This is a genomic window from Hyphomonas sp. KY3 (assembly GCF_017309975.1).
Lineage (GTDB): Bacteria > Pseudomonadota > Alphaproteobacteria > Caulobacterales > Hyphomonadaceae > Hyphomonas.
On sequence record NZ_CP022271.1, the window covers coordinates 1213839 to 1234149 of the forward strand.

The 20311-nt window shown below is 60.1% G+C and carries 16 protein-coding genes; 11 read left to right on the forward strand and 5 right to left on the reverse strand.

Translation table 11 applies throughout. From position 1 onward, the window contains the following. The first annotated feature begins 1 nt into the window (after position 1). A complete protein-coding gene (gene queF / locus CFA77_RS06170) occupies positions 2-469 on the forward strand; it encodes a preQ(1) synthase (protein WP_206992701.1) in 468 nt (155 codons plus the stop codon). On the opposite strand, the gene CFA77_RS06175 is transcribed toward queF, so the two are convergent. Further along, positions 466-1053, reverse strand: a complete 588-nt coding sequence (locus CFA77_RS06175; protein WP_242517504.1) for a nitroreductase — start codon at positions 1051-1053, stop codon at positions 466-468. The two genes, queF and CFA77_RS06175, sit on opposite strands and share 4 nt — an antisense overlap. Positions 1054-1230: 177 nt before the next feature. Here CFA77_RS06175 and CFA77_RS06180 point away from each other — a divergent pair, with 177 nt between their 5' ends. From CFA77_RS06180 to CFA77_RS06225, 10 genes are all read left to right on the forward strand, one after another. Continuing rightward, positions 1231-1941: a TetR/AcrR family transcriptional regulator gene (locus CFA77_RS06180; protein ID WP_206992703.1), complete on the forward strand. Its 711-nt coding sequence runs from the start codon at positions 1231-1233 to the stop codon at positions 1939-1941. Further along, a complete protein-coding gene (locus CFA77_RS06185; RefSeq protein WP_206992704.1) occupies positions 1938-3122 on the forward strand; it encodes an efflux RND transporter periplasmic adaptor subunit in 1185 nt (394 codons plus the stop codon). Before CFA77_RS06180 ends, CFA77_RS06185 begins: the two co-directional genes overlap by 4 nt. Positions 3123-3127: 5 nt before the next feature. Further along, positions 3128-6247 (forward strand): efflux RND transporter permease subunit, encoded by a 3120-nt coding sequence (locus CFA77_RS06190; protein WP_206992705.1) that lies wholly within the window; start codon positions 3128-3130, stop codon positions 6245-6247. Between the two features lie 70 nt (positions 6248-6317). Then, a complete protein-coding gene (gene cysE, locus CFA77_RS06195) occupies positions 6318-7130 on the forward strand; it encodes a serine O-acetyltransferase (protein ID WP_206992706.1) in 813 nt (270 codons plus the stop codon). Positions 7131-7334: 204 nt separating this feature from the next. After that, positions 7335-8480 carry an OmpA family protein gene (locus CFA77_RS06200; protein WP_206992707.1) on the forward strand — a complete coding sequence of 382 codons (1146 nt, stop codon included), beginning with the start codon at positions 7335-7337 and terminating at the stop codon, positions 8478-8480. Between the two features lie 30 nt (positions 8481-8510). Next, on the forward strand, positions 8511-10268 hold the full coding sequence (locus CFA77_RS06205; RefSeq protein WP_206992708.1) for a hypothetical protein: 1758 nt from the start codon (positions 8511-8513) through the stop codon (positions 10266-10268). Positions 10269-10383: 115 nt separating this feature from the next. Next, positions 10384-12114 carry an SUMF1/EgtB/PvdO family nonheme iron enzyme gene (locus CFA77_RS06210; protein ID WP_206992709.1) on the forward strand — a complete coding sequence of 577 codons (1731 nt, stop codon included), beginning with the start codon at positions 10384-10386 and terminating at the stop codon, positions 12112-12114. A gap of 3 nt (positions 12115-12117) precedes the next feature. Beyond that, positions 12118-12525: a hypothetical protein gene (locus CFA77_RS06215; RefSeq protein WP_206992710.1), complete on the forward strand. Its 408-nt coding sequence runs from the start codon at positions 12118-12120 to the stop codon at positions 12523-12525. Beyond that, the gene (locus CFA77_RS06220) at positions 12522-13898 is read left to right on the forward strand and encodes a hypothetical protein (RefSeq protein WP_206992711.1); all 1377 of its coding nucleotides are present in this window, start codon (positions 12522-12524) and stop codon (positions 13896-13898) included. The genes CFA77_RS06215 and CFA77_RS06220 overlap by 4 nt, the downstream gene beginning before the upstream one ends. 79 nt (positions 13899-13977) lie before the next feature. Further along, positions 13978-14184, forward strand: a complete 207-nt coding sequence (locus CFA77_RS06225; RefSeq protein ID WP_206992712.1) for a DUF3126 family protein — start codon at positions 13978-13980, stop codon at positions 14182-14184. 21 nt (positions 14185-14205) lie between these two features. On the opposite strand, the gene CFA77_RS06230 is transcribed toward CFA77_RS06225, so the two are convergent. The 4 genes from CFA77_RS06230 to xseA all read right to left on the reverse strand — a co-directional run bounded on the left by CFA77_RS06230 (position 14206) and on the right by xseA (position 20234). Continuing rightward, positions 14206-14649 carry a hypothetical protein gene (locus CFA77_RS06230; RefSeq protein ID WP_206992713.1) on the reverse strand — a complete coding sequence of 148 codons (444 nt, stop codon included), beginning with the start codon at positions 14647-14649 and terminating at the stop codon, positions 14206-14208. A gap of 308 nt (positions 14650-14957) precedes the next feature. Next, a complete protein-coding gene (locus CFA77_RS06235; protein WP_206992714.1) occupies positions 14958-16004 on the reverse strand; it encodes a glycerophosphodiester phosphodiesterase family protein in 1047 nt (348 codons plus the stop codon). A gap of 61 nt (positions 16005-16065) precedes the next feature. Beyond that, positions 16066-18507: a TonB-dependent receptor gene (locus tag CFA77_RS06240; protein WP_206992715.1), complete on the reverse strand. Its 2442-nt coding sequence runs from the start codon at positions 18505-18507 to the stop codon at positions 16066-16068. Positions 18508-18836: 329 nt separating this feature from the next. Further along, the gene (gene xseA / locus CFA77_RS06245; protein ID WP_242517505.1) at positions 18837-20234 is read right to left on the reverse strand and encodes an exodeoxyribonuclease VII large subunit; all 1398 of its coding nucleotides are present in this window, start codon (positions 20232-20234) and stop codon (positions 18837-18839) included. Between the last annotated feature and the right edge of the window lie 77 nt (positions 20235-20311).

The following is a 20311-nucleotide window of genomic DNA, read 5'->3' on the forward strand; positions in this document are numbered from 1 at the left end:
TATGGCTGACAATCCGATCTATCAGGGCCTGGACCAACTCGGCCAGCAGACCCTCCAACCGCAAAACCCGGAAGACGCCCAGCTGGAGCGCGTGCCCAACCCGCATGCTGGCACGCTCTATCTGACACGCTTCGTGGCCCCCGAATTCACCTCGCTTTGCCCGGTGACAGGTCAGCCGGATTTCGCACATCTTGTAATCGACTATGCGCCCGGCGAATGGCTGGTGGAATCCAAGAGCCTGAAGCTCTACCTTACCAGTTTCCGCAATCATGGCGCTTTCCATGAGGATTGCACCGTCTCCATCGGCAAGAAGATCTTCGATTTCACGGAAGCGACCTGGTTGCGTATTTCGGGATATTGGTACCCGCGCGGTGGCATCCCGATCGACGTGTTCTGGCAGTCCGGCGAGGTGCCTGCCGGACTTCACGTTCCGGATACAGGCGTTGCGTCCTATCGTGGTCGCGGTTAGCGCGTCCAGCGGGTCACGAGTTTGGACATATCCGCCCGTCCGCGTTCTGGTGGGGATATTTTTGAGGTTCCGAGATAGATGAAGCCGGCGACCCGTTCGGTCTCGGACAGGCCAAGACGTCCCGCAACCTGCTTATCGAAGGCTGGCCATTCGCTTAGCCAGGCCCCGGCCCATCCGCTCGCATTCGCAGCGAGCAGCAGATTGTAGCAAACCGCTCCGGCGGAGAGTTCCTGTTCCCAGACGGGCGTGCGACCGTCATCCGTTGGAGCAGATATCACTGCGACAACCACGGGCGCGCGCAGAAAAAGACCGGCGGCTTCCAGTAAATCCCGGGATTCAGCGCCTTCAAGCGTTTCCCCCCGAATGCGCGCCAGCTCCTGTCCGAAATCTTCGCGGGATTTTCCTTCAAATACGATGAACCGCCAAGGGGTCATCCGGCGGTGGTCTGGTACCCGCGCGGCAATTTCGAGCAATTCATCCAGCGCCTCAGGAGACGGCCCCGGCTCACCAATGAAATGTTTTCCGGCAGAGCGCCGCAAGGCGAGCAGCTGCCGCGCCTCGGCGCTTGGACGTGTTGCCAGCATGGGTGTCGCAATGGCTGGGGCGGGAGGGAATCGCTTTGTCATTGCGGCAACATAGGAGGGTGAGACTCGTTCTTAAAGGCGGTCTTTAACGATTGCAGGCTTGAGCATTTGCGTGGGGAGGCGTACAAGAGTGAACAGTGTTCACTTTCTGAACGGTTTGCGCGAGTAATGTGCCATATGCAGACAGATAACGCTTCCGAAGCGACGCCAGCCGATCGTCGTCGCTTGCGCGTGCGGGAATCAATTATTTCCGCTGCAGAGCGCGTTTTCGCCAGGGAAGGCGAAAACGGCTTGTCAATTCGACGGCTCGCCGATGAGATCGATTACTCACCCTCCGCAATCTACAAGTATTTCGGCTCGAAGGACGAATTGATTGATGAGTTGAAGGAGGCGTTTTTCGAGCGGCTCCTTCAGAAGGTTGATCGCAGCTCCAGTGCAGACCGTCCTTTCCTGCAACGCGCCAAGGCGTGCGTGGCAACTTATGTGGAGACGGCAGTAACTCGCCCCTTCCACTACGCCGCAGCCTTTTCCAGTATCCAGAGCACCGTCCCGGAAGGCTGTGCCGCACCATTATCCTGGGACGGATTTGTGGCGTCTCAGAAAGGACAGGCCTTTGGTGTGCTGATCAGTATGGTCACTGAAGGGCAGGAGCTTGAGGTTTTTGATCCCTCGCTTGATCCCGTCATGGCGGCCAAATCAATCTGGGCCGCCTCTCACGGGCTCGCGCAATTGCTCATCCACATGCCGCAATTCCATCAGCTCGTCCCGAACCAACAGCCGATGACCGCAACAGACTTCATTGAATTCCATGCCGATCTTCAGATCCGTGGGCTGCTAAAGCCTGCTGCCGGGACTGGAAGTGGCCGCCTGTCAGGACAAAACCCATGACCGACATTGATCACACCGCCGGAGATACCGCACGTGACAAACGGCCGACGGCCCTGAAGGGGCTGTTCTTCTTCATTATCCTGTTGCTCGTTTGCGGCGGCCTTGTGCTGGCTGCGACGCAGTTGCGCAGCAAGGAGGGGCCCAAAGTGGCTACGGTCGCGCCTGAGCCAATGGCGGTGCAGGTCGCGCCAGTCGAGTTGACCACGGCCTTCACGCTGAACGAAACCTATTCCGGCCTTGCCGAAGCGCGACGCAATTCTGCGCTGGGCTTTTCCACTGGTGGCCGTATCGAGACCATTGCCGTTGATGTGGGCGACCGCGTCAAGCGGGGCAGCATTCTGGCAAGCCTCGACACGCGCGGCCTGCGCGCCCAGCTCGCGTCTGCCACCGCTGTGGTCGAAGAGGCGCGCGCTGCGCACTCTCTCGCCCTGAGCACGGTCGAGCGACAACGTACCCTCAAGATGCAAGGCCATGTATCCCAGCAGGCGGTCGATGAAGCCGAAGCCCAGGCGAATACTGCGCTGGCCCGAGTCGAAGCGGCCAAGGCGCAAGCCGATATTTTCCGTGTCCAGATTGACCTGTCCCGCATCCCGGCGCCGTTCGATGGCGTGGTCACGGCGCGCAGGTCGGATGAAGGCGCGATTGCCGGCGCGGGCCAGCCGATTCTGGACTTGGTCGAAGCGGCGCATCTTGAAGCGCGCATCGGGCTACCCGCCAACAGCGCGGCGCGTCTGATACCTGGAGATGCGTATACTTTGCAGGCCGATACAGGGGCGGTTGAGGCCGTCTTGCGTAGCGTGACCGGCGTGATCGACCCGGCGCAGCGCACGGTCGCAGCTGTGTTCGAGATCAATGATGCCGAAATCGTCGCTTCCGGCGCTGTGGTCCGTCTGACCATGGAGCGGAATATAGACGAGCCGGGCTTCTGGGTTCCGGTGAAAGCATTGTCGACGGCCTCTCGCGGCCTCTGGACTATCTATGTGGCGGAGCCGGTCGGCTCAGGCTGGCAGGTTGCAACGCGCCCGGTCGAAATGGTGCATACTGATGGTGACCGCGCTTTCGTGCGCGGCGCGGTGACGGATGGCGAGCGCGTCATCACCAATGGCCTGCAGCGTATTGTGCCTGGCTTGCCGGTTGAGCCGCGGGATGTTCACCGCGCCTCCACCGTGAATGGTGGCTAGACCCGATGTCGACACTCTTCTTCAAATTGCCGCGCCTGGCGATCCTTGCCATTCTCGTAGTCCTGATTGGCGGACTGGGCGCGATGCTGACTTTGGGGCGTCAGGAAGACCCGACCCTGATTGAACGCTATGGCTATGTGCTGACGCCATTCCCCGGCGCAGACGCTGAGCGGATCGAGGCGCTGATAACAGAACCGGTTGAAGCGGCGCTGATGGAATTGCCCGAAATCGAAGATGTAACCTCGACCAGCAGGTCGGGCTTCTCGCAGGTCCGGGTCGAAATTCGGGAAGACCTGTCCGAAGCCGAAGTCGATGATACCTGGACTCTGATCCGAGGGCAGGTTGAGGAGGCCCGTGCGCAGTTCCCCTCAGGCGTCGGCACGCCCGAAGTCGAACGCCTCTATGTCGGCGCCGCGACGCTTGTGGTGGGCCTGACATGGACCGGCGAGGGAGATCCGCCGCTGACCGTCATGCGGCGTCTCGCGCTTGATCTCGAAGACCAGTTTCAACGCCTGCCCGGAACAGAAGAAACCGAAACCTATGGCATGCCCGTCGAGGAAGTGCGCGTTGTCGTCGACCCACAAGCGCTTTCGGCATCCGGCCTGTCTTTCCGGCAGGCCGCGGCATTGATCGCCTCGGCTGACAGCAAGACACCAGCGGGCCGCTTGCGCGGTGAAGGCGGCACGATCGGCTTTGAGGTCGGGGGTGAATTCGATGGCATATCCCGTGTTCGCCAGGTTCCGCTCTTGCAACGTGCCGACGGATCGGCTGTTCGCGTGGCCGATGTGGCCCGGGTTGAGAAGGGCTTTGCCGATCCGTCCACTCAGCAGGCCTATGAGAACAATCTCCGCACGGTCATGGTCGGGGTCTATATTTCGCCAGGCCAGCGCGTCGATAAATGGGCTGAAGGTGCGCGTGAGATATCTGAAAATTTTGCGGCATCCGCGCCGCCAGGACTCAAGGTCGAGACAATCTTCGACCAGAGTCTCTACACCAATGACCGCCTTAACGGTCTTGCGCAGAGCCTGTTGTTTTCCGCCTTCATCGTCGTCCTCGTCCTGTTCGTCACGATGGGGTGGCGTTCGGCCATCGTGGTCGGCATGGCCATCCCGTTGACGGTTAGCCTCGTGCTGATCCTGTTCAGTCTTTTTGGTCACCCGCTGCACCAGATGTCGGTGACGGGGCTTGTCATTTCACTTGGCCTGTTGATCGACAATGCGATCGTTGTGGTGGACGAATTCGACCAGTTGCGCGCCAAGGGGCAGAACCGTTTCGAAGCGATCCGCAAGAGCCTGAATCATCTGGCAGCACCGCTCGCGGCCTCCACCCTGACAACGGCGCTTGCTTTCGCGCCCATCGCCATGCTGCCCGGCGGGGCAGGAGAGTTCGTCGGCATGATCGGCCTGTCAGTCGTGTTCTCGATTACAGCCTCCTTCGTGGTATCCATTACCGTCATCCCGGCCATGGCCGGTTGGTTTGACCGCAAGCGGGGCTTGGAGACGGGGCATGCAAAGCGGCCGCGTCGATGGTGGCGCGACGGCTTCACCAATGATTTCATTTCCGATGGTTATCGCGCCTCTATTGAGATGGTGCTGCGCTATCCGCCGCTTGGTATTCTGGCCGGTGTCGCCCCTGCGGTGTTCGGCTTCTGGCTCGTTGGTCAATTGCCATCACAATTCTTTCCGCAAACGGAACGTGACCAGTTTCAAGTGTCGCTGCAACTCTCGCCCGAGGCCGACATCCACGATACGGTTGATTTGGTCCATCGCGCGACCGAGATGATCAGTGGCATCGAGGGGGTCGAGGATGTGACATGGGTGCTCGGCCAGCCCTCTCCGCGCGTCTATTACAATATCATCAACAATACCGAAGGCGTCGAAGGCTTTGCGTCTGGCTGGGTCCAGCTGGATTCGAATGAGCGGACGCATGAAATCGTCGGAGAAGTCCAGCGCAGGGTGCGCGAAGAATTTCCGAGCGCCCGTTTCCTGGCGCTGCCATTCGAACAGGGCCCGCCTGCGGATGCGCCGATTGAGTTCCGCATCATGGGGAATGACTTTGACACGCTGAATATGATTGGGGACCAGACACGCGCCGTGCTCGGACAAACCCCCGGAGTTACCTACACCGTGGCTTCGCTGGAGCTTGGCGCGCCGACCATGCGCTTGCAGGCCGATGAAGCCGCCTCTGCAATGGCGGGCGAGCGCCTGACTGATATTGCGGCAGACCTTAGCGCAGAACTCGAAGGTGTCCGGGCTGGATCGGTCCTTGAAGGCACCGAGGAATTGCCCGTGAAAGTCATCGCGCCGATGTCGCGCCGGTCCGGCATGTCAGATTTGCGCTCGGCAACGGTTGGCAATGGTTCAGGCACACCGATCTCCGCATTGGGCGAGGTTACGCTCGTTCCGGAGACAGCGGTCATCACGCGCCGGAACGGCCAGCGGATGAATCAGATCCTGGCCTATCTGGACCCCTACACACTGCCGGCACCGGTGCTGGAAGACTATCAGGCCCGTTTCGCGGAAACCGGCTTTCATGTGCCAGCAGGGTATGAAGTCGTCGTCGGTGGCGAGGCAGAAAACTCCAGGGATGCGGTTGGCAATCTTGCCGCCGTAGGTGTGCCGCTTGTCATGGTGATGGCGGGCGCGATCATGCTTGTGTTCAACTCGTTCCGCATGATGCTGCTTGTGCTTGCCTCCGGTTTCTTGTCGCTCGGTTTCGCCTTCTTCGGCGTCTGGCTGTTCAATCTGCCATTTGGTTTCAACGCCATCATTGGCGGGCTTGGCTTGTTCGGGATCGCGATCAACGGCTCGATTGTGGTCTTGTCCCTGTTGAGAGCCAATCCCGCAGCGATGGCCGACGATGTGATTGCCCAGCGCGAAGTGGTCGTGGATGCCACCCGGCACATCGTGGCAACGACGCTGACGACCATGGGTGGTTTTGTGCCGATCCTGCTGACTGGGGACTCTTTCTGGATGCCGCTGGCAGCGGGAATTTCAGGCGGAGTTGGTGGGTCGGCGCTGCTGGCGCTGTATTTCACGCCCGCAATATTCCGCATCACGACAGCAAAACCCGTTCGCACCGCGATGCGTCATGTGTTTAACCGCTCGGAAATGCCGGCTGAGTAATTGGCTGCCAACACTTGCACTCGGGCAAAAATCGCCCATCTCGTTTAGTCAGGGACTGGAAGGAAGAGACATGCCAGAGAACCCGGATATCGGCGCCCCGGCGCCCGCCTGGAACCGCCTGCGTTTTGAAGCGCGCGCTGCTGCTGCGGATGAGCCGACCCTGTCGAGCTATCTGAACTCCGCGATCCTGGCGCATTCAACCTTGTGTCAGGCGCTGTCATTTCATCTGGCTGAAAAGCTCAAGAGCCCGGTCATGAGCACCCAGCAGGTGCGCCATATCCTCAGCGATACCTATGATACCCACCGCTCTCTGGTGACTGCGGCGGAAGCCGACATGCAGGCCGTTCTCGAGCGTGATCCGGCTTGCCGGGGCATGCTTCAACCCTTCCTCTACTTCAAGGGGTTCCTCGCGCTTCAGACCTATCGCGTCGCCAATCATCTTTGGCGCGAAGGCCGTGAAACGCTGGCCTTCCATTTCCAGAGCCGCGCTTCGGAACTGTTCGGCGTCGACATTCACCCCGCCGCCCGCATCGGTACCGGCGTCATGCTGGACCATGCGTCCGGCATCACGATTGGTGAAACAGCGATTGTTGGCGACGACTGTTCGCTCCTGCACGGTGTGACATTGGGCGGTACAGGCAAGGAAGTCGGCGACCGCCATCCGAAGATCGGCAAGGGTGTCTTGCTTTCGGTCGGCGCCAAGGTTCTGGGCAACATCCATATCGGTGACGAAGCCAAGGTTGCGGCCGGCAGTGTCGTGCTGAAAGATGTGCCCGCCAAGTGCACCGTTGCGGGCGTTCCGGCCCGGATTGTCAGCGGTCCATCCTGCTGTCATCCGGCCCAGACCATGGACCAGACGATTCCCGACGAGATGGGCAAGTAATCCCAAGTTTCGCCTGACAGGCGTTCGCGGTGAATACAACTCTCGTCACGGCTGAATTGTAGCAAGTTTTGGCAGCTTTATTGTCTCTACCAGCGTTTCATTTCGGGATCGGAATGTTGTTGCACGCCTCTGTTTCAGATAATGTTTAGCGCAATGCCCGGTATCGGGTGGGGCGTTGATTGCATGTGAATCGAGGGCGGCAGTTTGAGTGAGAACACCAGCACCGAAGGCCGGCTTCTGCGCACGCGCAAGGTGCGTCGGGCACAGAGCGACCGGCTGCCATTTGTCCCGTATGGTGGCGCGCCAATCATCGCGTTGGGCTTGCTCATGGCGTTTGCACTCTGGCCATTTGCGTTTGGTGTCATTCAGCTTTCAACCGAACGCGCTGCTGCTCAGGCACTTGCAGATATTGATGCGGCCTGGGCCCGGCCGCGTGTGTCCGGCCAGTGGGTGACATTGGAAGGCCGCCCGCCAAGTCGGCAGGCCGCCGAAGGAGCCCTCGCCGCTGTGCGCGAGGCGCGTGCTTCGACCCTGCTCGGAATGGCAAGGCCCGTCACACGCGTGCGCGACGGATTCGACTGGGCTGGTTTGGGCGAGACGGCCTCCGCCAGCAGCATCAACTGGTCGTTCCGGGTCGCGAATGGAGTGCTGACGCTGGACGGCGACATGCCAAACAATACGGTTCGGGAGCAGGTAGTCGCGGCGGCCCGTACGGAAATCGATCCGCCGCGTATCGTGTCCGTGCAGGACAGCTTGTCTATCACCAATGACCCGTCACCCGACGGCTTCCTCGAAATTGCCCTGCGCGGCGTGGACACGGTTTCGCGTTGTGATCGCGGCGTGTCGGGCTTCAACACAAACCGCTTCTCGCTCAGCTGTGAACTGCCTGCCGCGGATGCGGCGACGGTCCGCGACATTGCGCTGGCGCCCGTCCCCATGGGCGAAGTCGGGGCGGTCGATATCATTTCACGTGAGGCCGTGGATTCCTGCGAGTCCTCGCTGTCCGACCTGTTGGGTGATGCGCGGATCGAGTTTCAGTCCTCCAGCGCAGTCATCGGAGCCGGAAGCGCCAGTCTGCTGGATGATGTGGCGGAAGCCGTTCGAGCATGTCCCGGTTCGCTCCGCATTGCGGGCTACACGGACAGCACGGGTCTGGCTGAAACCAACCGCCAGTTGAGCCAGGCGCGTGCCGAGGCAGTCCGCAACGCGCTGATCGCGCGGGGAGTACCGCAGAACCGGCTGGTCGCGACCGGCTATGGCGATGCCAGCCCCGTCGCGCCGAACACGACCGCTCAGGGTCGCGCCCTGAACCGCCGAATAGAGATACGGGTGATCCGTGTTTCCGAATGATTTCCTCCTGATACGTCGAAAGTAAACATCATGTGGTTTCTTCTCATCCAGATCTTGCTGCTCATGTTGTTCGCCGCATTGGCGGGCGCAATGCTGGCCTATTGGTGGATGCGCAATCGCTATGAGGATGTCACCGAGAGCTATGAAGAGCTGATGGAGACCAGCGCGCTTTCGGAAATGCGGTCCGGTGTGACCCGCGATGACCTGCTCGCGCATTTTGCGGCTATAGAGGAGCGCCTTTCAAGTTTGCCCGCGCCTGTCACGCGAGATGAGTTTCACGCCAATATTCACAGTCTTGGCGACCGTCTGACGGCTTTGCCCATCCCTGACGTATCTCCGATCAATTCCCGCCTTGAATCTATTGAGACCCGGCTCACCGATAGCGGGTCCAGCTTTGACCCCGTCATTTCGCGGCTGGCGGATCTCGACATGGCCGTGGGGCAGTTGAAGAACACTGACCTCGAAAGCCTGGAGGCACGCCTGTCGAGGATCGAGGACAATGTGAACGTTCTGGTCAATTCAGAGCCACAGGAAATGCCGGCATTTCCTGAAGTGCCGGAAGTTGATCTGGGGCCTATCCATAGTGGTCTTGCCCGGCTTGAACTGGCACTCGAAAATCTCGACGTGCCGATGACGGATATTGAGCCGATCCGCAGTGATTTTGGCCAGATGGAGGCGCGCCTCGCCGAATTTGCGGAAGGGCTGGATGCCCAGCGCAAGGCAGACAATGAAAGCATGACCATCCGTCTGCAGACCTTGTCGTCGTCGCTCGCGTCGCTGCGCGTGCCGGATGTCGACAGCCTGCGTGACCGGTTGGCCCGTCTTGAAACCGCCATTGGTGAGCTGTTCCAGACCGAAATTGATCTGGGTCCGGTTACTGAAACGCTTCGCCAGATCGAGCGTGATATGAAGAGCGCACCTGACCATGTGCGGATCACCCATAACAAACTTGCCGATCTTGAGGGGGGCACCGCAGCTCTGCATTCGAAACTGGCGGCGCTCGAAGCCCATGTGTCGGTGATGGACCGTACGCCCGTGGACCTGACGCCAATCCAGGCGCGTCTCGCCAACTTCGAATCGTCGATGGCAGCGCTCCGCATCGACATGCAGTCGCTTCCCGATGTTGCGCCGCTGGAACGTCGTCTCGCTGCGCTTCAGGAATCTGTCCTCAACTTGCAGGATCCTGACCTGTCCAGCGTCACCAATTCACTGCGCAAGATGGAGGCCCGCTTGAACATGGGCGCCGTCGAGGATCGGTTGACCTCCATCGAATATGGCATGGCCGCGATGCACCATATGGTGCGCACCCTGCAGGAAACGGCCTATTCCCGCACCGAAATCGACTATAGCCAGCGCGTGCCGCTGTCTCAGGCGCATTTCACGCCAAAAGCCGAAACGCCTCCGGCTGCGCCACCACCGCCGCCTCCACCCCCTCCTCCTCCGGCTGCAGCTGAAACCGTCCGCACAGTTGAGGTTCGCCGAGGCGTCGATCCCATCGCGGCGGCCCGTCGGCCGGATGACAAGGCGAACTTGCTGGTCAGCGCCGCTTTCGGTCAGGATGACGATCTTGAGCGCATCAACGGGATTGGCCCGATGCTGGCCGAATTGCTCAATGAAATCGGCGTGTTCTATTTCTGGCAGATTGCCGAATGGGGCCCGGACGAGATCAAGTGGGTCGATGACAAGCTCGAGCATTTCAAGGGCCGTATCCAGCGCGATGACTGGGTCGGACAGGCAAAATTGCTGGCGGTACAGCCGGAAGCTGCCCAACGTCCCGGCAAGGCCTGATCCGGCTTTTGGCAAATCGGTCCAGCTGACCCCTTTTCTCAAACCGGGAATTGGGGTTAGTTAACACTGCGCGCTCGGGGGACGATGTAGCGACCAGCGGAAGGGGACGCCCGCAATGCTTCGGACCGTACTGACAGCTTTCCTATGCCTGATACTGGGCCCATTTGCCTTGGCCGAAAGCGGCGATCCCCCTCGATACGCCCTGATCATAGGGAATTCAGGCTACCAGCAGACCGGGTGGCAGCTCGCCAATCCGGCAAGAGACGCCTGGCTCATGGCGGACACGCTCGGCAAGGTCGGCTTTTCCGTCGATCTGGTGCTGGATGGCACTGAAGAAAAAATGGAGCAGGCCTTTGCCAGTCATGGCGCGCGGCTCAAAGCTGGCGGACCGGCCTCCGTCGGCCTGATCTATTATGCCGGGCATGGCGTGCAGTCGCAGGGGCTGAACTATCTCGTCCCGGTGGACGCCAATGCCCGTTCAGAGCAGGACATATGGCGTCAGGCCCCGCGTCTCGGCGATGCGTTGCGCTACGTCGAACACGCCGGCAATGCGGTGAATTTTGTCATTCTCGATGCCTGTCGCGACAATCCGTTGCCCAGCGCAACGCGCAGCGCTGCCGGCGGACTGGCCGAGGTGAAGCCTGCGCGCGGCCTGCTCATTTCCTATTCCACGGCGCCCGGCTTTGTCGCCTATGATGGCGAGGGCGGAAATTCGACCTTTGCCCTGGCGCTGGCCGAGACGATTGGTCAGCAGAATCTGATCGCTGAACAGGTTTTCAAACGCGTTGCGGATCGCGTGAACCAGTCCACCAACGGCCTGCAGACTCCTTTCTACAATTCCGGCCTTACAGGCGCTGATTTCTGCTTTGCTGGATGTGATGGCGGCGCAGCGCCCGAGCCGGCGCCGATCAGCAACTCGCCCCGCCTGCCACCGCATGGCGCGCGCAACTCGTCCGCGCGTAGCGCAGGCGGTGCCACGGCAGAGACAGGCGGCGGCGCTTCAACGCCCGCCTTCACGGAAGTTTCCAGCCTGCTTCGCGCAGCGGCTTTCAATGCGGCCACACTGGGCGGGGACATTTCCGAACGCAAGTTCCGGGACTGCCCCGATTGCCCGGAAATGGTGGCCATTCCGGGTGGCGAATTCCTGATGGGCTCACCTGACGGAGAGAAAGAGCGCAAGGATAATGAAGGCCCGCAATGGCGCGCCACGATTGAACCCTTTGCGGCTTCCGCAACCGAGATCACCTGGGGGCAGATCAATACGTGCATCGCGGCCGGAGGGTGCGTTGGCAATGAAGCGAGCGACGAAACACGCAGCGATCAGTGGCAGCAACCAGCAATCCCGGTGATCAATATCACCTGGGTTGAGGCGATGGCCTATATCGACTGGCTGAACACTCGCGTGGAGGGCGAGCCTTATCGCCTGTTGAGCGAGGCCGAGTGGGAATATGCGGCGCGGGCGGGCACAACCACGCCTTTCCATACCGGCGAGACGCTCAGGGACTCACAAGCAAATTTCAACGCATCACGGGTCTATAATGGCAGCCCCAAAGGCACATGGCCACGCCGTCCGATGCCTGCGGGCTATTATCCCCCGAATGCTTTCGGCCTGCACGAGATGCATGGCAATGTCGCCGAATGGATCGCCGATTGCAGCGTGCGGTCGTATCTGGGGCGGTTCGGCACGGCGACCATTTATGACGAACCGGGATGCCGCACCCGAGCGGTACGGGGTGGCAGTTGGGAGAAGGTGCCCTCCTATGTGCGCTCAGCGTTTCGTGACGGGTTTCCGGACACTGGGCGCGATGACGGGATCGGCTTCCGAGTGGCGAGGGACAGGGACTAGCGGATGAAAACGATCAGCCCCCTGATCAGCCACCACCGGGCTGAATTGAAGGCAGAGGCGCGGCTCAACCGCTATCTCTTGCTCGGGGCGATCTTCATGGCACTCGTATCTTTCAGTGTCTTCATCTCCACTCTGCTCGGGCATTATCCCCTGCCATTCGGTGAGGATTTGTTTGCGGAGAATCCGGAACGCATGATCGGCGCGTCCAATTTTTTCGTGGCGACCGCCATTGGCGCGGCGCTGCGCATGTGGCGCAAACGGCAGATGCGGATCAAACTCCTGATCGCCGAGGCGTTCATTCGGGAGGATGATGCAGACACCGGCCTTCGTCTGTTGCTGGAGCCCGTATTCGGACCAACTGTCTGGGACGGAGCCGACACGCCCATTCTCGCTCACAGGAGCCCGGCATGAGCCCGCAATCAGATATCGGCAAGACTCCGGTTACGTCACTGGACCTGCTTCGTGAGTTGCAAGGCGAGCAGAAAGCCTTTCGCTTCCTGATTCGGGCACTGGCGGTTCTGCTGGTGACGGCGGCGGTGATCGCGGTCGGCAGCGTGATCTATTTCTATATGGCGCTACAGGGGCTGAAATCCGAATATGCCTATCAAGCGCGCCTCAACGAGATAAACCTGCGCATTGTGGCAGGGGAAGCCAGCCGCCAGCGGGAATCGACGCAGGCTCAGCTGGTGGCTATCCGCGAAGAGAATGAGTCTGCCCGTCGTCAGGGCGAGCTTTCCCGCGAACTCCAACAGGCCGGATCTGCCCGCCAGATTGCGGCTTACAAGGACCGCGCCATCTCTATCGCGCGCAGCCATGTGCTTGGGAAGACGATGAATGATGTGACGTCCCAAGTGGTCAGCATGGTGCTGCGCGCCGATGATGGGGAAGTTCGCCTGCTGAAGGATGAAGAGCACCTGCTGCTGCAAGCGGCATTGAACGACTGGGGCGGCGAGGTCGAGTCGAGCGATGTTCGCGCAGCCTTTCAGCAACTCATGGATGCCGAGCAATTATCCGATCAGGCGATCGGGGCAGCGGGGCTCGCCATGCTGGAATACCGCGATGCCAATGATGCGTCCCTTGTCTGGAATGGTGGCTGCTCCACCGTTGTGGACTATGTGAACCAGGCGAGTGCCCGTGATCTGGATGAGCCGATGCTGCTGCTCTGGAAAGGCCAGTGCCTGCGCAAGCGGGGGGATGCGTTGCTGGCCTATCGGGCCTTCAGCGAGGCGGCGCATTTGATCCTGGCCGATCCTGAAGACATCACGCTGGAACAGGAACAGATGGCGCATCACGGCGTCGGGACAACTCTGGTGGCCCTTGCTGCCCAACGCCAGCTGCCGGAAGGGCGCCTCTATGAAGAAGCCCTGCAGGAAGCCTTGTCGGAACTTCGCATCGCCGCGCGTATCCGGGCCGAGCGGGGCGCGACACAAGTTGGCGTTGCCTATACTGAAGAGAATATCGGTTTCATTCACATTCTGGATGAGGATTGGCCTGCGGCGCTGGACCATACCAAGCGGATCGACGACATCCTTCCGCTCGCCTGGAATTTGACGGTTCGCCATATTGCTGCGCGCGAGAATGGTATCGCCCTGCGTCAGGCCGGTGCGAGCCGGGAAGCTCTGGAAAATATGGAAATGATCCAGGATGAGACCGCGATGGTGCTGTCCCTGATGGAGTGCAACCAGATCGACAAGCCGGAACTTCAGCGCTTGCTTCCGAGCCGGTTTGAGACTGTGCTGGAAAGCCTTTCGGCCCATTGCGCGCTGGAAGCAGAGCGCAGCTGATTTACAGGCATGGCGGTTGCAACCGTATCGAAAACCTCTACGTTGCGCCGCGAACCAAAAGACCTGAAGGAGCCCGATTATGGAGCGCGAAGAAACGCTGCGCCTTGAAGCCTATCTCAAGGAAAAACTGCATCCGGGCCTGCGCCTGGTCGCCCGCGACAAGACCGATGATTCCGTCGAATGCTATCTCGGCGCCGAATTTCTGGCCGTTGTTTACAAGGATGTGGACGAGGGCGAGACCTCTTACCAGTTCCAGATGACGGTGCTGGAAGAAGACATTAAATAAATGCCCCTGACGGCACCCGCGCTATGCGGGTGCCTTTGGGAATGGCAAATCCTTGAGGTCCGGCTCGATCCATTCGCGCCGGGCCTTTTTGTTGAACAACGTATCCTTTCGCCAGTATTCCAGCAGCCAGTCAGGCTTTCCATAGGGACCGGCCAGAAGGCGCGACAGGATTTCATGCAAAGGCATGCCGTCAGGCGCGCTCGTCAGGGCATGGGCCGCCACGCGCAGTGAGGCGATGGTAATGGTCTCGTGATAGCCTTCACAGTCGGTGTTCTGGCCGCCGACAGATTCGTTGAAGGCGCGGATCATTCCCGGCATGTCACGGAAAGCGGCGTGTTCATCCTCGGACAGCAGGCAGAGCGCGCCGGCCCAATGGGCGGCGTGGGTCCATCTTTCCTTGGGCAGCGTGCAGGCGCGGAACGCCTTGGTCAGCGCCTTGATATGGGCATCGGTTTCAAAACTCATGGTCCAGTTCCTTCAAAGTCTGGCGGGACCCAAACGAAAGCCCCGCCGGGTGGCGGGGCTTGTCGGTCGATCACCCTGTAACGATAGGTCGTCAGCAGGGCATTCGCCAGGCACAAGCATGCGCCAGCTTGGAAAGCTGAATCTGCTGTTGGAAGCGTGTCGCGGTCTTGTGCATGCGGGCGGGATACCGAATCTTGCGGAACCTGGCAAGTGCGTACTTATCCGTAGGCGGAGGCTGACGACCCTTCTGGATCGCCAGCCCCGTCAGGGAGTAGGCCCGGCTTCTGCCGTGCTTGTTTCTTCAGCGACTACTCAGCCTCGTCGCGAACATTGATTGCTGTCTCGGGATAGTCAGTCCAGATGCCGTCGACACCCGCCTCGATCAGGACTTTCAGTTCCTGTTCCGCAGAGTCGAAGCCTTCAGCGGGTTCATCGTCGCGGACGGTGTAGACGTGCACGATTTTACCGAGTTCATGGGCACGGGCGACATAATCGGTCGTGCCGCCCTCCGGCGTGAGAATCATCGCCTTGTGAGCGCCGACGCCCATTGTGGGGATATCTTCCAGCTTCATGTCGAGGCCCAGCAGTGCGGCATAGGGCGGGCCGACAAGGTTCTGGATCAAAGGCAGGTCACTCTTGGCAGCGACTTGGGCGAGGAAGGTCGGCTCGAAGCATTGTATGAAGATCGGAATGCCTGCTTCGACCAGGCCGCGTTCCCTGATCGTGTTGAGGATTGGGTCGACCATGTCGAGCCCGGCAGCGGAGAAGTTCGCGGGCCATTTGGCTTCGATGTGCAGGCCGACCGGGCGGCCTGCTTCAGCATTTTCGAGAACCAGATCAATGATTTCGTCAAAGGTCGCGATGTCATACTGGCCGTCATGCTCATGCGAGCGGCCTTCGACGCGCTGGATGGCTTTCAGCGTTTTCAGTTCTGCCAGTGTGAAATCATCCGACCACCAGTCATCAAGATCCCCCATCGGAGTCTTGCGAACGGTCTTGCGGTCGGCGAACTCCGCATGCTCTGAGATATTCGTCGTGTCAGACAGATACCCATCATGATTGGCAACAAGCACGCCGTCCTTTGTCATCACCAGATCCGGCTCTATGAAGTCAGCTCCCTGATCAATGGCCGTTTGATAGGCTTTCAGCGTGTGTTCGGGATAGAGGCCGCTGGCCCCGCGATGCGCAATAATGATCGGCGGCGTACCGTCGAGCGTCTTGTAAGCAGCGGACGCTTCAGTCTCTGCGGCGCCATTTGTGTCTGTCTCCGCCGGAGATCCGGCAGGTGCGATCGTATCTGCCGCCTGGTTGCAGGCGGCCAGAAACAGGCTGGCAAGGATCAGGTATTTTCTCATGGAATGATTCCTGTGTGGGAAATCCGGGGCGAACACGGGTCCGCCCCGGTGGGTCAATCGCCTAGAACTTGATGTAGGCGCCAGCTTTCAACATTTGCGGCTTGCCACGGATGATCGTGTGCAGGCCGAACGCACCGCCGGTATTGCCAACGTCGATCAGGTATTCCTCATCGAAGATGTTCTCGCCGAGAACATAGACGCCCCATGCGTCATCTGCGCTGTCAAAACCGAGACGGAGATTGGCGACGCCATAGGCGTCCTGCTCTTCTTCCACAAAGGTTCCGTCCGGATAGGATTCACGCACACGAGCAAAGCCGCCCGCGCCGTCCGCCGCATAGTCGTAGCCATTGTCATCTTCGAAATAGTGATGATCTTTCCAGACATAGCTCGGTACGATCGAGAAGTCGCCGCGCTCGCCAGCCGGGATGGTGATGTCGGCTGCGAGGGAGAAGCTGTGCTCCGGGCTGATGCGGAAGCTGTTGCCGGCAAACTGCAGCGGGTTTCCATTGTCATCTTCGTCGTCATATTCCGAATGCGTGTAGGCATAGGTGCCGAGCAGGCGGATATTGTCGGTGACCAGGGCCTGACCATCGAATTCGAGGCCATACTGGGTGGCATTGCCCGAATTCTCGGTGATGAAGATACCCTGGATCGGGTCGAAGCGTGTGGTCTGGAAGTCCTTGTACTCACCATAATAGACCGAGCTGGTCATCTGGAAGCGGTTGTCCCAGAAGCGACCAAAGAAGCCAGCCTCGATATTGTCCAGCGTTTCCGCGTCTATGACATTATAGTCCGCGCCAGAGGCCGACAGCACTTCCGGGCGGCGGCCACGACCATAGGCAACCCAGGCGTTCACGTTTTCAGAGACACGGTAGGCCGCGTTCAGGCGCCAGGTGAAAGCGCCATCCGTATCAGCGGACCCGAAGGCTTCGTTATTCAACGTCGCTGCGCTGAGCAGCATGCTCGGGCCCATCGTCACGCCGTTCAGGCCACCAAGATATGGGTTGGACTTCAGGATCGCTGCGCGCGTACTGGCCGACAATTCCTCTTGCGTGTAGCGAAGACCACCGGTGACTTCGAGCCGGTCGGTCAATTGATAGGTCACGTCGCCGAAGAGATCATACGTGTCACGTCCATAGGTCGCGACCTGTTGCTCGAGGTGTTCGTCATAGAGCGGAACAATGCTGCCCCCCAGCAGGAAGGCGAGCATGGAATACTGAAGCGGCGTATCAAAGCTGCCGAGGTTTTCACCGCCGGGCAGGCCAAGAAAGGCCAGTTGCGCACCCAGTTGCTCGACAGACGCGCCGGGGGCCACAGCGGCAGCGAGAGACGGCGCAAACAGGGACTGCGCGTAGGCTTCGTCGGTTGAGAAGATCAATTCGTCCTTGCCGCTGACCGTAAAGTAATTGCCACCGAAGAAGGCGGACAGTTTGCCACCATCATCATAGTTCAGGCGCAGTTCCTGGCTGAACGTATTCGCTTGGCGCCCCTGGTAGAATTGCAGAAGATTGAAGGCTGCGCCGTCGGAATCCCAGGCTTCGTTCGAGAACAGGTTGCGATAGTCAGTGAGCGAGGTCAGCGACCAGGCATCATTGAGATCGTATTCCACATTGGCGGTGACATAAAACAGCTCGCGGTCATTGCCGAGCTTGCCGCGGACCTGATCGTCATTGACGTTCATGGCGGTGGCGCCGAACGGGTCGACTTTCCCGTTTACCTCAAAGAAGCCGGAGGTGAACTGCGTGCCGGTGGAGTCGTCATCCTGATAGTTGACGAACAGGTCGGCGCGGAGCTTTTCGGTCGGCTCCCAGTGCAATGCGGAGCGCAAGGCCAGCGTGTCCTGACCCATCAGGTCGGGTGAGTTGGCTGTGTTCGGCACATAGCCGTCCATATTCTTGACCTGTCCAGCTACGCGCAGCGCCAGTGTGTCGCTGAGCACGTAGTTGTAGTGGCCTTCCGCGCGCACCGAGCTGTAATCGCCACCTTCGAGGCTGACCTTGCCGGAATTTCCGTCAAGAGAGGCGCGGTTCTGGATGAAGTTCACACCGCCGACCAGGGCGCCCTGGCCGAACAGGGTCGCTTGTGGGCCTTTGACGATTTCGACCCGTTCCATGTCATAAATGGCAAGGTTGGTGGCGAACGACACATTACCGATGGCAACACCGTTCTGGAACATGGCAACGCGAGGCGTGCCGCCATCTGAGACGACGCCGCGCAAGGAATAGCTCGGCGCGTTGAGGCTCTGGGCCTGAACCTGCAAGCCCGGAACAAAGTTTCCGAGATCTTCGAAGTCGTCTGCGGCCAGCAGGTCGATCAAGTCCTGGTCGGCGACCGAGACGTTAATTGGCACATCAATCAAGGATTGCTGCTGCTTTTGTGTGGTGACGGTGACGACCTGTAGGTGGCGAGTCTGTTCGGCTCCCGATTCCTGTGCGTGAGCGGACAATTGCCCGGAAAGGCTGAGCGCGGCCACGGCCGTCGCGGAAAGGTATGCATGTTTCATGATTGAACCCATTGTGAAGGCGCCCCGTGCGCTGTCGCGCGCTGGGTACTCAGCAGGGTGAATGGGCTCAAATGAAAGTTTTGCTACAGCAAATACTGCAGAACAGGCGTTCGCGCGGAGCGCGATAAATTCAACGAGATTGTCACGAAAACTTCTGGAAAGTTAGATTGTTGATACGTGCAAGAGGTATACGGATGAACAATTTCCAACTATGGCGCAGGCGATCAAGTGAAGCCATTTTGTCACACCGTGCACGTTTGCTTAACAATCTGGCAGCGCAGTGAGGGAATCACCGCGGAAGTTGTGAGGAGGCACTCAGCGCCGGAAAGCTAGAACAGGGAGCCTTGATCGCCCTTGGGCTTCGCTTTGGCAGGCTTTGCGGCCGTTGGGGGGCTGGATCCATCCGGGTGAGCGATTACGTCACCATCGCCAAAGCTGATCTTGAAAGCGTCGCTCGCCGCAGCAGAACTGGCCGAACGGATCAGGTTTCCGTTCGTGTCGCGCACAATAGTGTAACCGCGCTTCAGTGTGGACTGGTACGACAGGGTCTCAAGCAACTTTCCCTGAGAGGCGAGGGCGGTGCGTCGGGTTTCGATCAACCGGGTCAGTGCCGGGCGGGCGCGAACAGCTGTGTCGCGCAGGCGCTGTTTCGACGCGCGTATGTCCGATTTCAGGCTGGCCGGACTAATCGCGAGCCGAGACAGCCGAAGGCGGGCCGTCTGGACGAGGGCGAGCGCGGCCTTGGGCAAGCTGGCGCTGGCATAGTCCAGGCGTTGGCGTTTGGGTTGAAGCAAGGCTTCTGGTCGGGGTAGGCGTGCCGCAGCCAGCTTGTCCCTGGCCTGCCCGGTGCGGCGGGCCAAGGCGCGCTTGAGGCGTTCACCCTGTTCGCCGGTTGTCAGCAGCAGCTCGGAGCGAACCGGTACCGCGATTTCTGCCGCGCCGGTCGGAGTGGGCGCGCGTGCATCAGATACATAGTCGATCAGGGTCGTGTCGGTCTCGTGACCGACGGCAGAGATCAGCGGGATCTCACTGTTGAAGGCCGCGCGGACGACATTTTCCTCGTTGAACGGCCAGAGGTCCTCGATCGAGCCCCCGCCGCGCGCAACGATCAGCACGTCGGGTCGGTCGGCGCCAGTCATGGCGTTGAAGCCCTGGATTCCCGCTGTGATCTGGCCTGCGGCGTTGTCGCCCTGAACCAGCGCCGGCCAGACGATGACGCGAACCGGGAAGCGGTCCCCGATGCGGTGCAGAATATCCCGGATGACTGCGCCGGTCGGGCTGGTGACCACGCCGATTGTGCGAGGCAGGTAGGGCAAAGGCTTCTTGTGTTCCGGGGCAAACAGGCCTTCGGCAGCGAATTTCTTCTTCCGCTCCTCCAGCAGCGCCATGAGCGCCCCCGCGCCAGCCGGGCGCATGGAGGCGGCGATCATCTGGTAATTTGAGCGCCCCTCATAAATGGAGAGTCGGCCAGTAGCGATGACTTCAAGTCCTTCTTCGGGCTTGAAGGGCAGGCGGCTCACTTGGCCTTTCCACATTACAGTGTTCAGGACTGCCCGTTCATCCTTCAGGTCACAATACATGTGGCCGGAACGCGCAATTGTGACCCGGCCGAGCTCACCGCGCACGACGACATGATCGTAATTGGTCTCCACAGTCCGTTTCAGGCTTGCGGCGAGATCAGATACGGACAGGGCGACATCATTGGAGGGGGGCGATTCAGAAGGCATTCCGACAGTCATAAACCTCGCAGCGGCAAGGGCAAGTGCGCTGACATTGGCCCTATTTGGTCATTCAAGGTTAACGG

Excerpts from the sequence above, each read along its gene's own strand:
- CFA77_RS06230 (WP_206992713.1), bottom strand. The coding sequence starts at position 14,649 with ATGAGTTTTGAAACCGATGCCCATATCAAGGCGCTGACCAAGGCGTTC.
- CFA77_RS06240 (WP_206992715.1), bottom strand. The coding sequence starts at position 18,507 with ATGAAACATGCATACCTTTCCGCGACGGCCGTGGCCGCGCTCAGCCTT.
- CFA77_RS06225 (WP_206992712.1), top strand. The coding sequence starts at position 13,978 with ATGGAGCGCGAAGAAACGCTGCGCCTTGAAGCCTATCTCAAGGAAAAA.
- CFA77_RS06185 (WP_206992704.1), top strand. The coding sequence starts at position 1,938 with ATGACCGACATTGATCACACCGCCGGAGATACCGCACGTGACAAACGG.
- cysE (WP_206992706.1), top strand. The coding sequence starts at position 6,318 with ATGCCAGAGAACCCGGATATCGGCGCCCCGGCGCCCGCCTGGAACCGC.
- xseA (WP_242517505.1), bottom strand. The coding sequence starts at position 20,234 with ATGCCTTCTGAATCGCCCCCCTCCAATGATGTCGCCCTGTCCGTATCT.
- queF (WP_206992701.1), top strand. The coding sequence starts at position 2 with ATGGCTGACAATCCGATCTATCAGGGCCTGGACCAACTCGGCCAGCAG.
- CFA77_RS06215 (WP_206992710.1), top strand. The coding sequence starts at position 12,118 with ATGAAAACGATCAGCCCCCTGATCAGCCACCACCGGGCTGAATTGAAG.
- CFA77_RS06190 (WP_206992705.1), top strand. The coding sequence starts at position 3,128 with ATGTCGACACTCTTCTTCAAATTGCCGCGCCTGGCGATCCTTGCCATT.
- CFA77_RS06205 (WP_206992708.1), top strand. The coding sequence starts at position 8,511 with ATGTGGTTTCTTCTCATCCAGATCTTGCTGCTCATGTTGTTCGCCGCA.
- CFA77_RS06235 (WP_206992714.1), bottom strand. The coding sequence starts at position 16,004 with ATGAGAAAATACCTGATCCTTGCCAGCCTGTTTCTGGCCGCCTGCAAC.
- CFA77_RS06220 (WP_206992711.1), top strand. The coding sequence starts at position 12,522 with ATGAGCCCGCAATCAGATATCGGCAAGACTCCGGTTACGTCACTGGAC.
- CFA77_RS06175 (WP_242517504.1), bottom strand. The coding sequence starts at position 1,053 with ATGCTGGCAACACGTCCAAGCGCCGAGGCGCGGCAGCTGCTCGCCTTG.
- CFA77_RS06180 (WP_206992703.1), top strand. The coding sequence starts at position 1,231 with ATGCAGACAGATAACGCTTCCGAAGCGACGCCAGCCGATCGTCGTCGC.
- CFA77_RS06210 (WP_206992709.1), top strand. The coding sequence starts at position 10,384 with ATGCTTCGGACCGTACTGACAGCTTTCCTATGCCTGATACTGGGCCCA.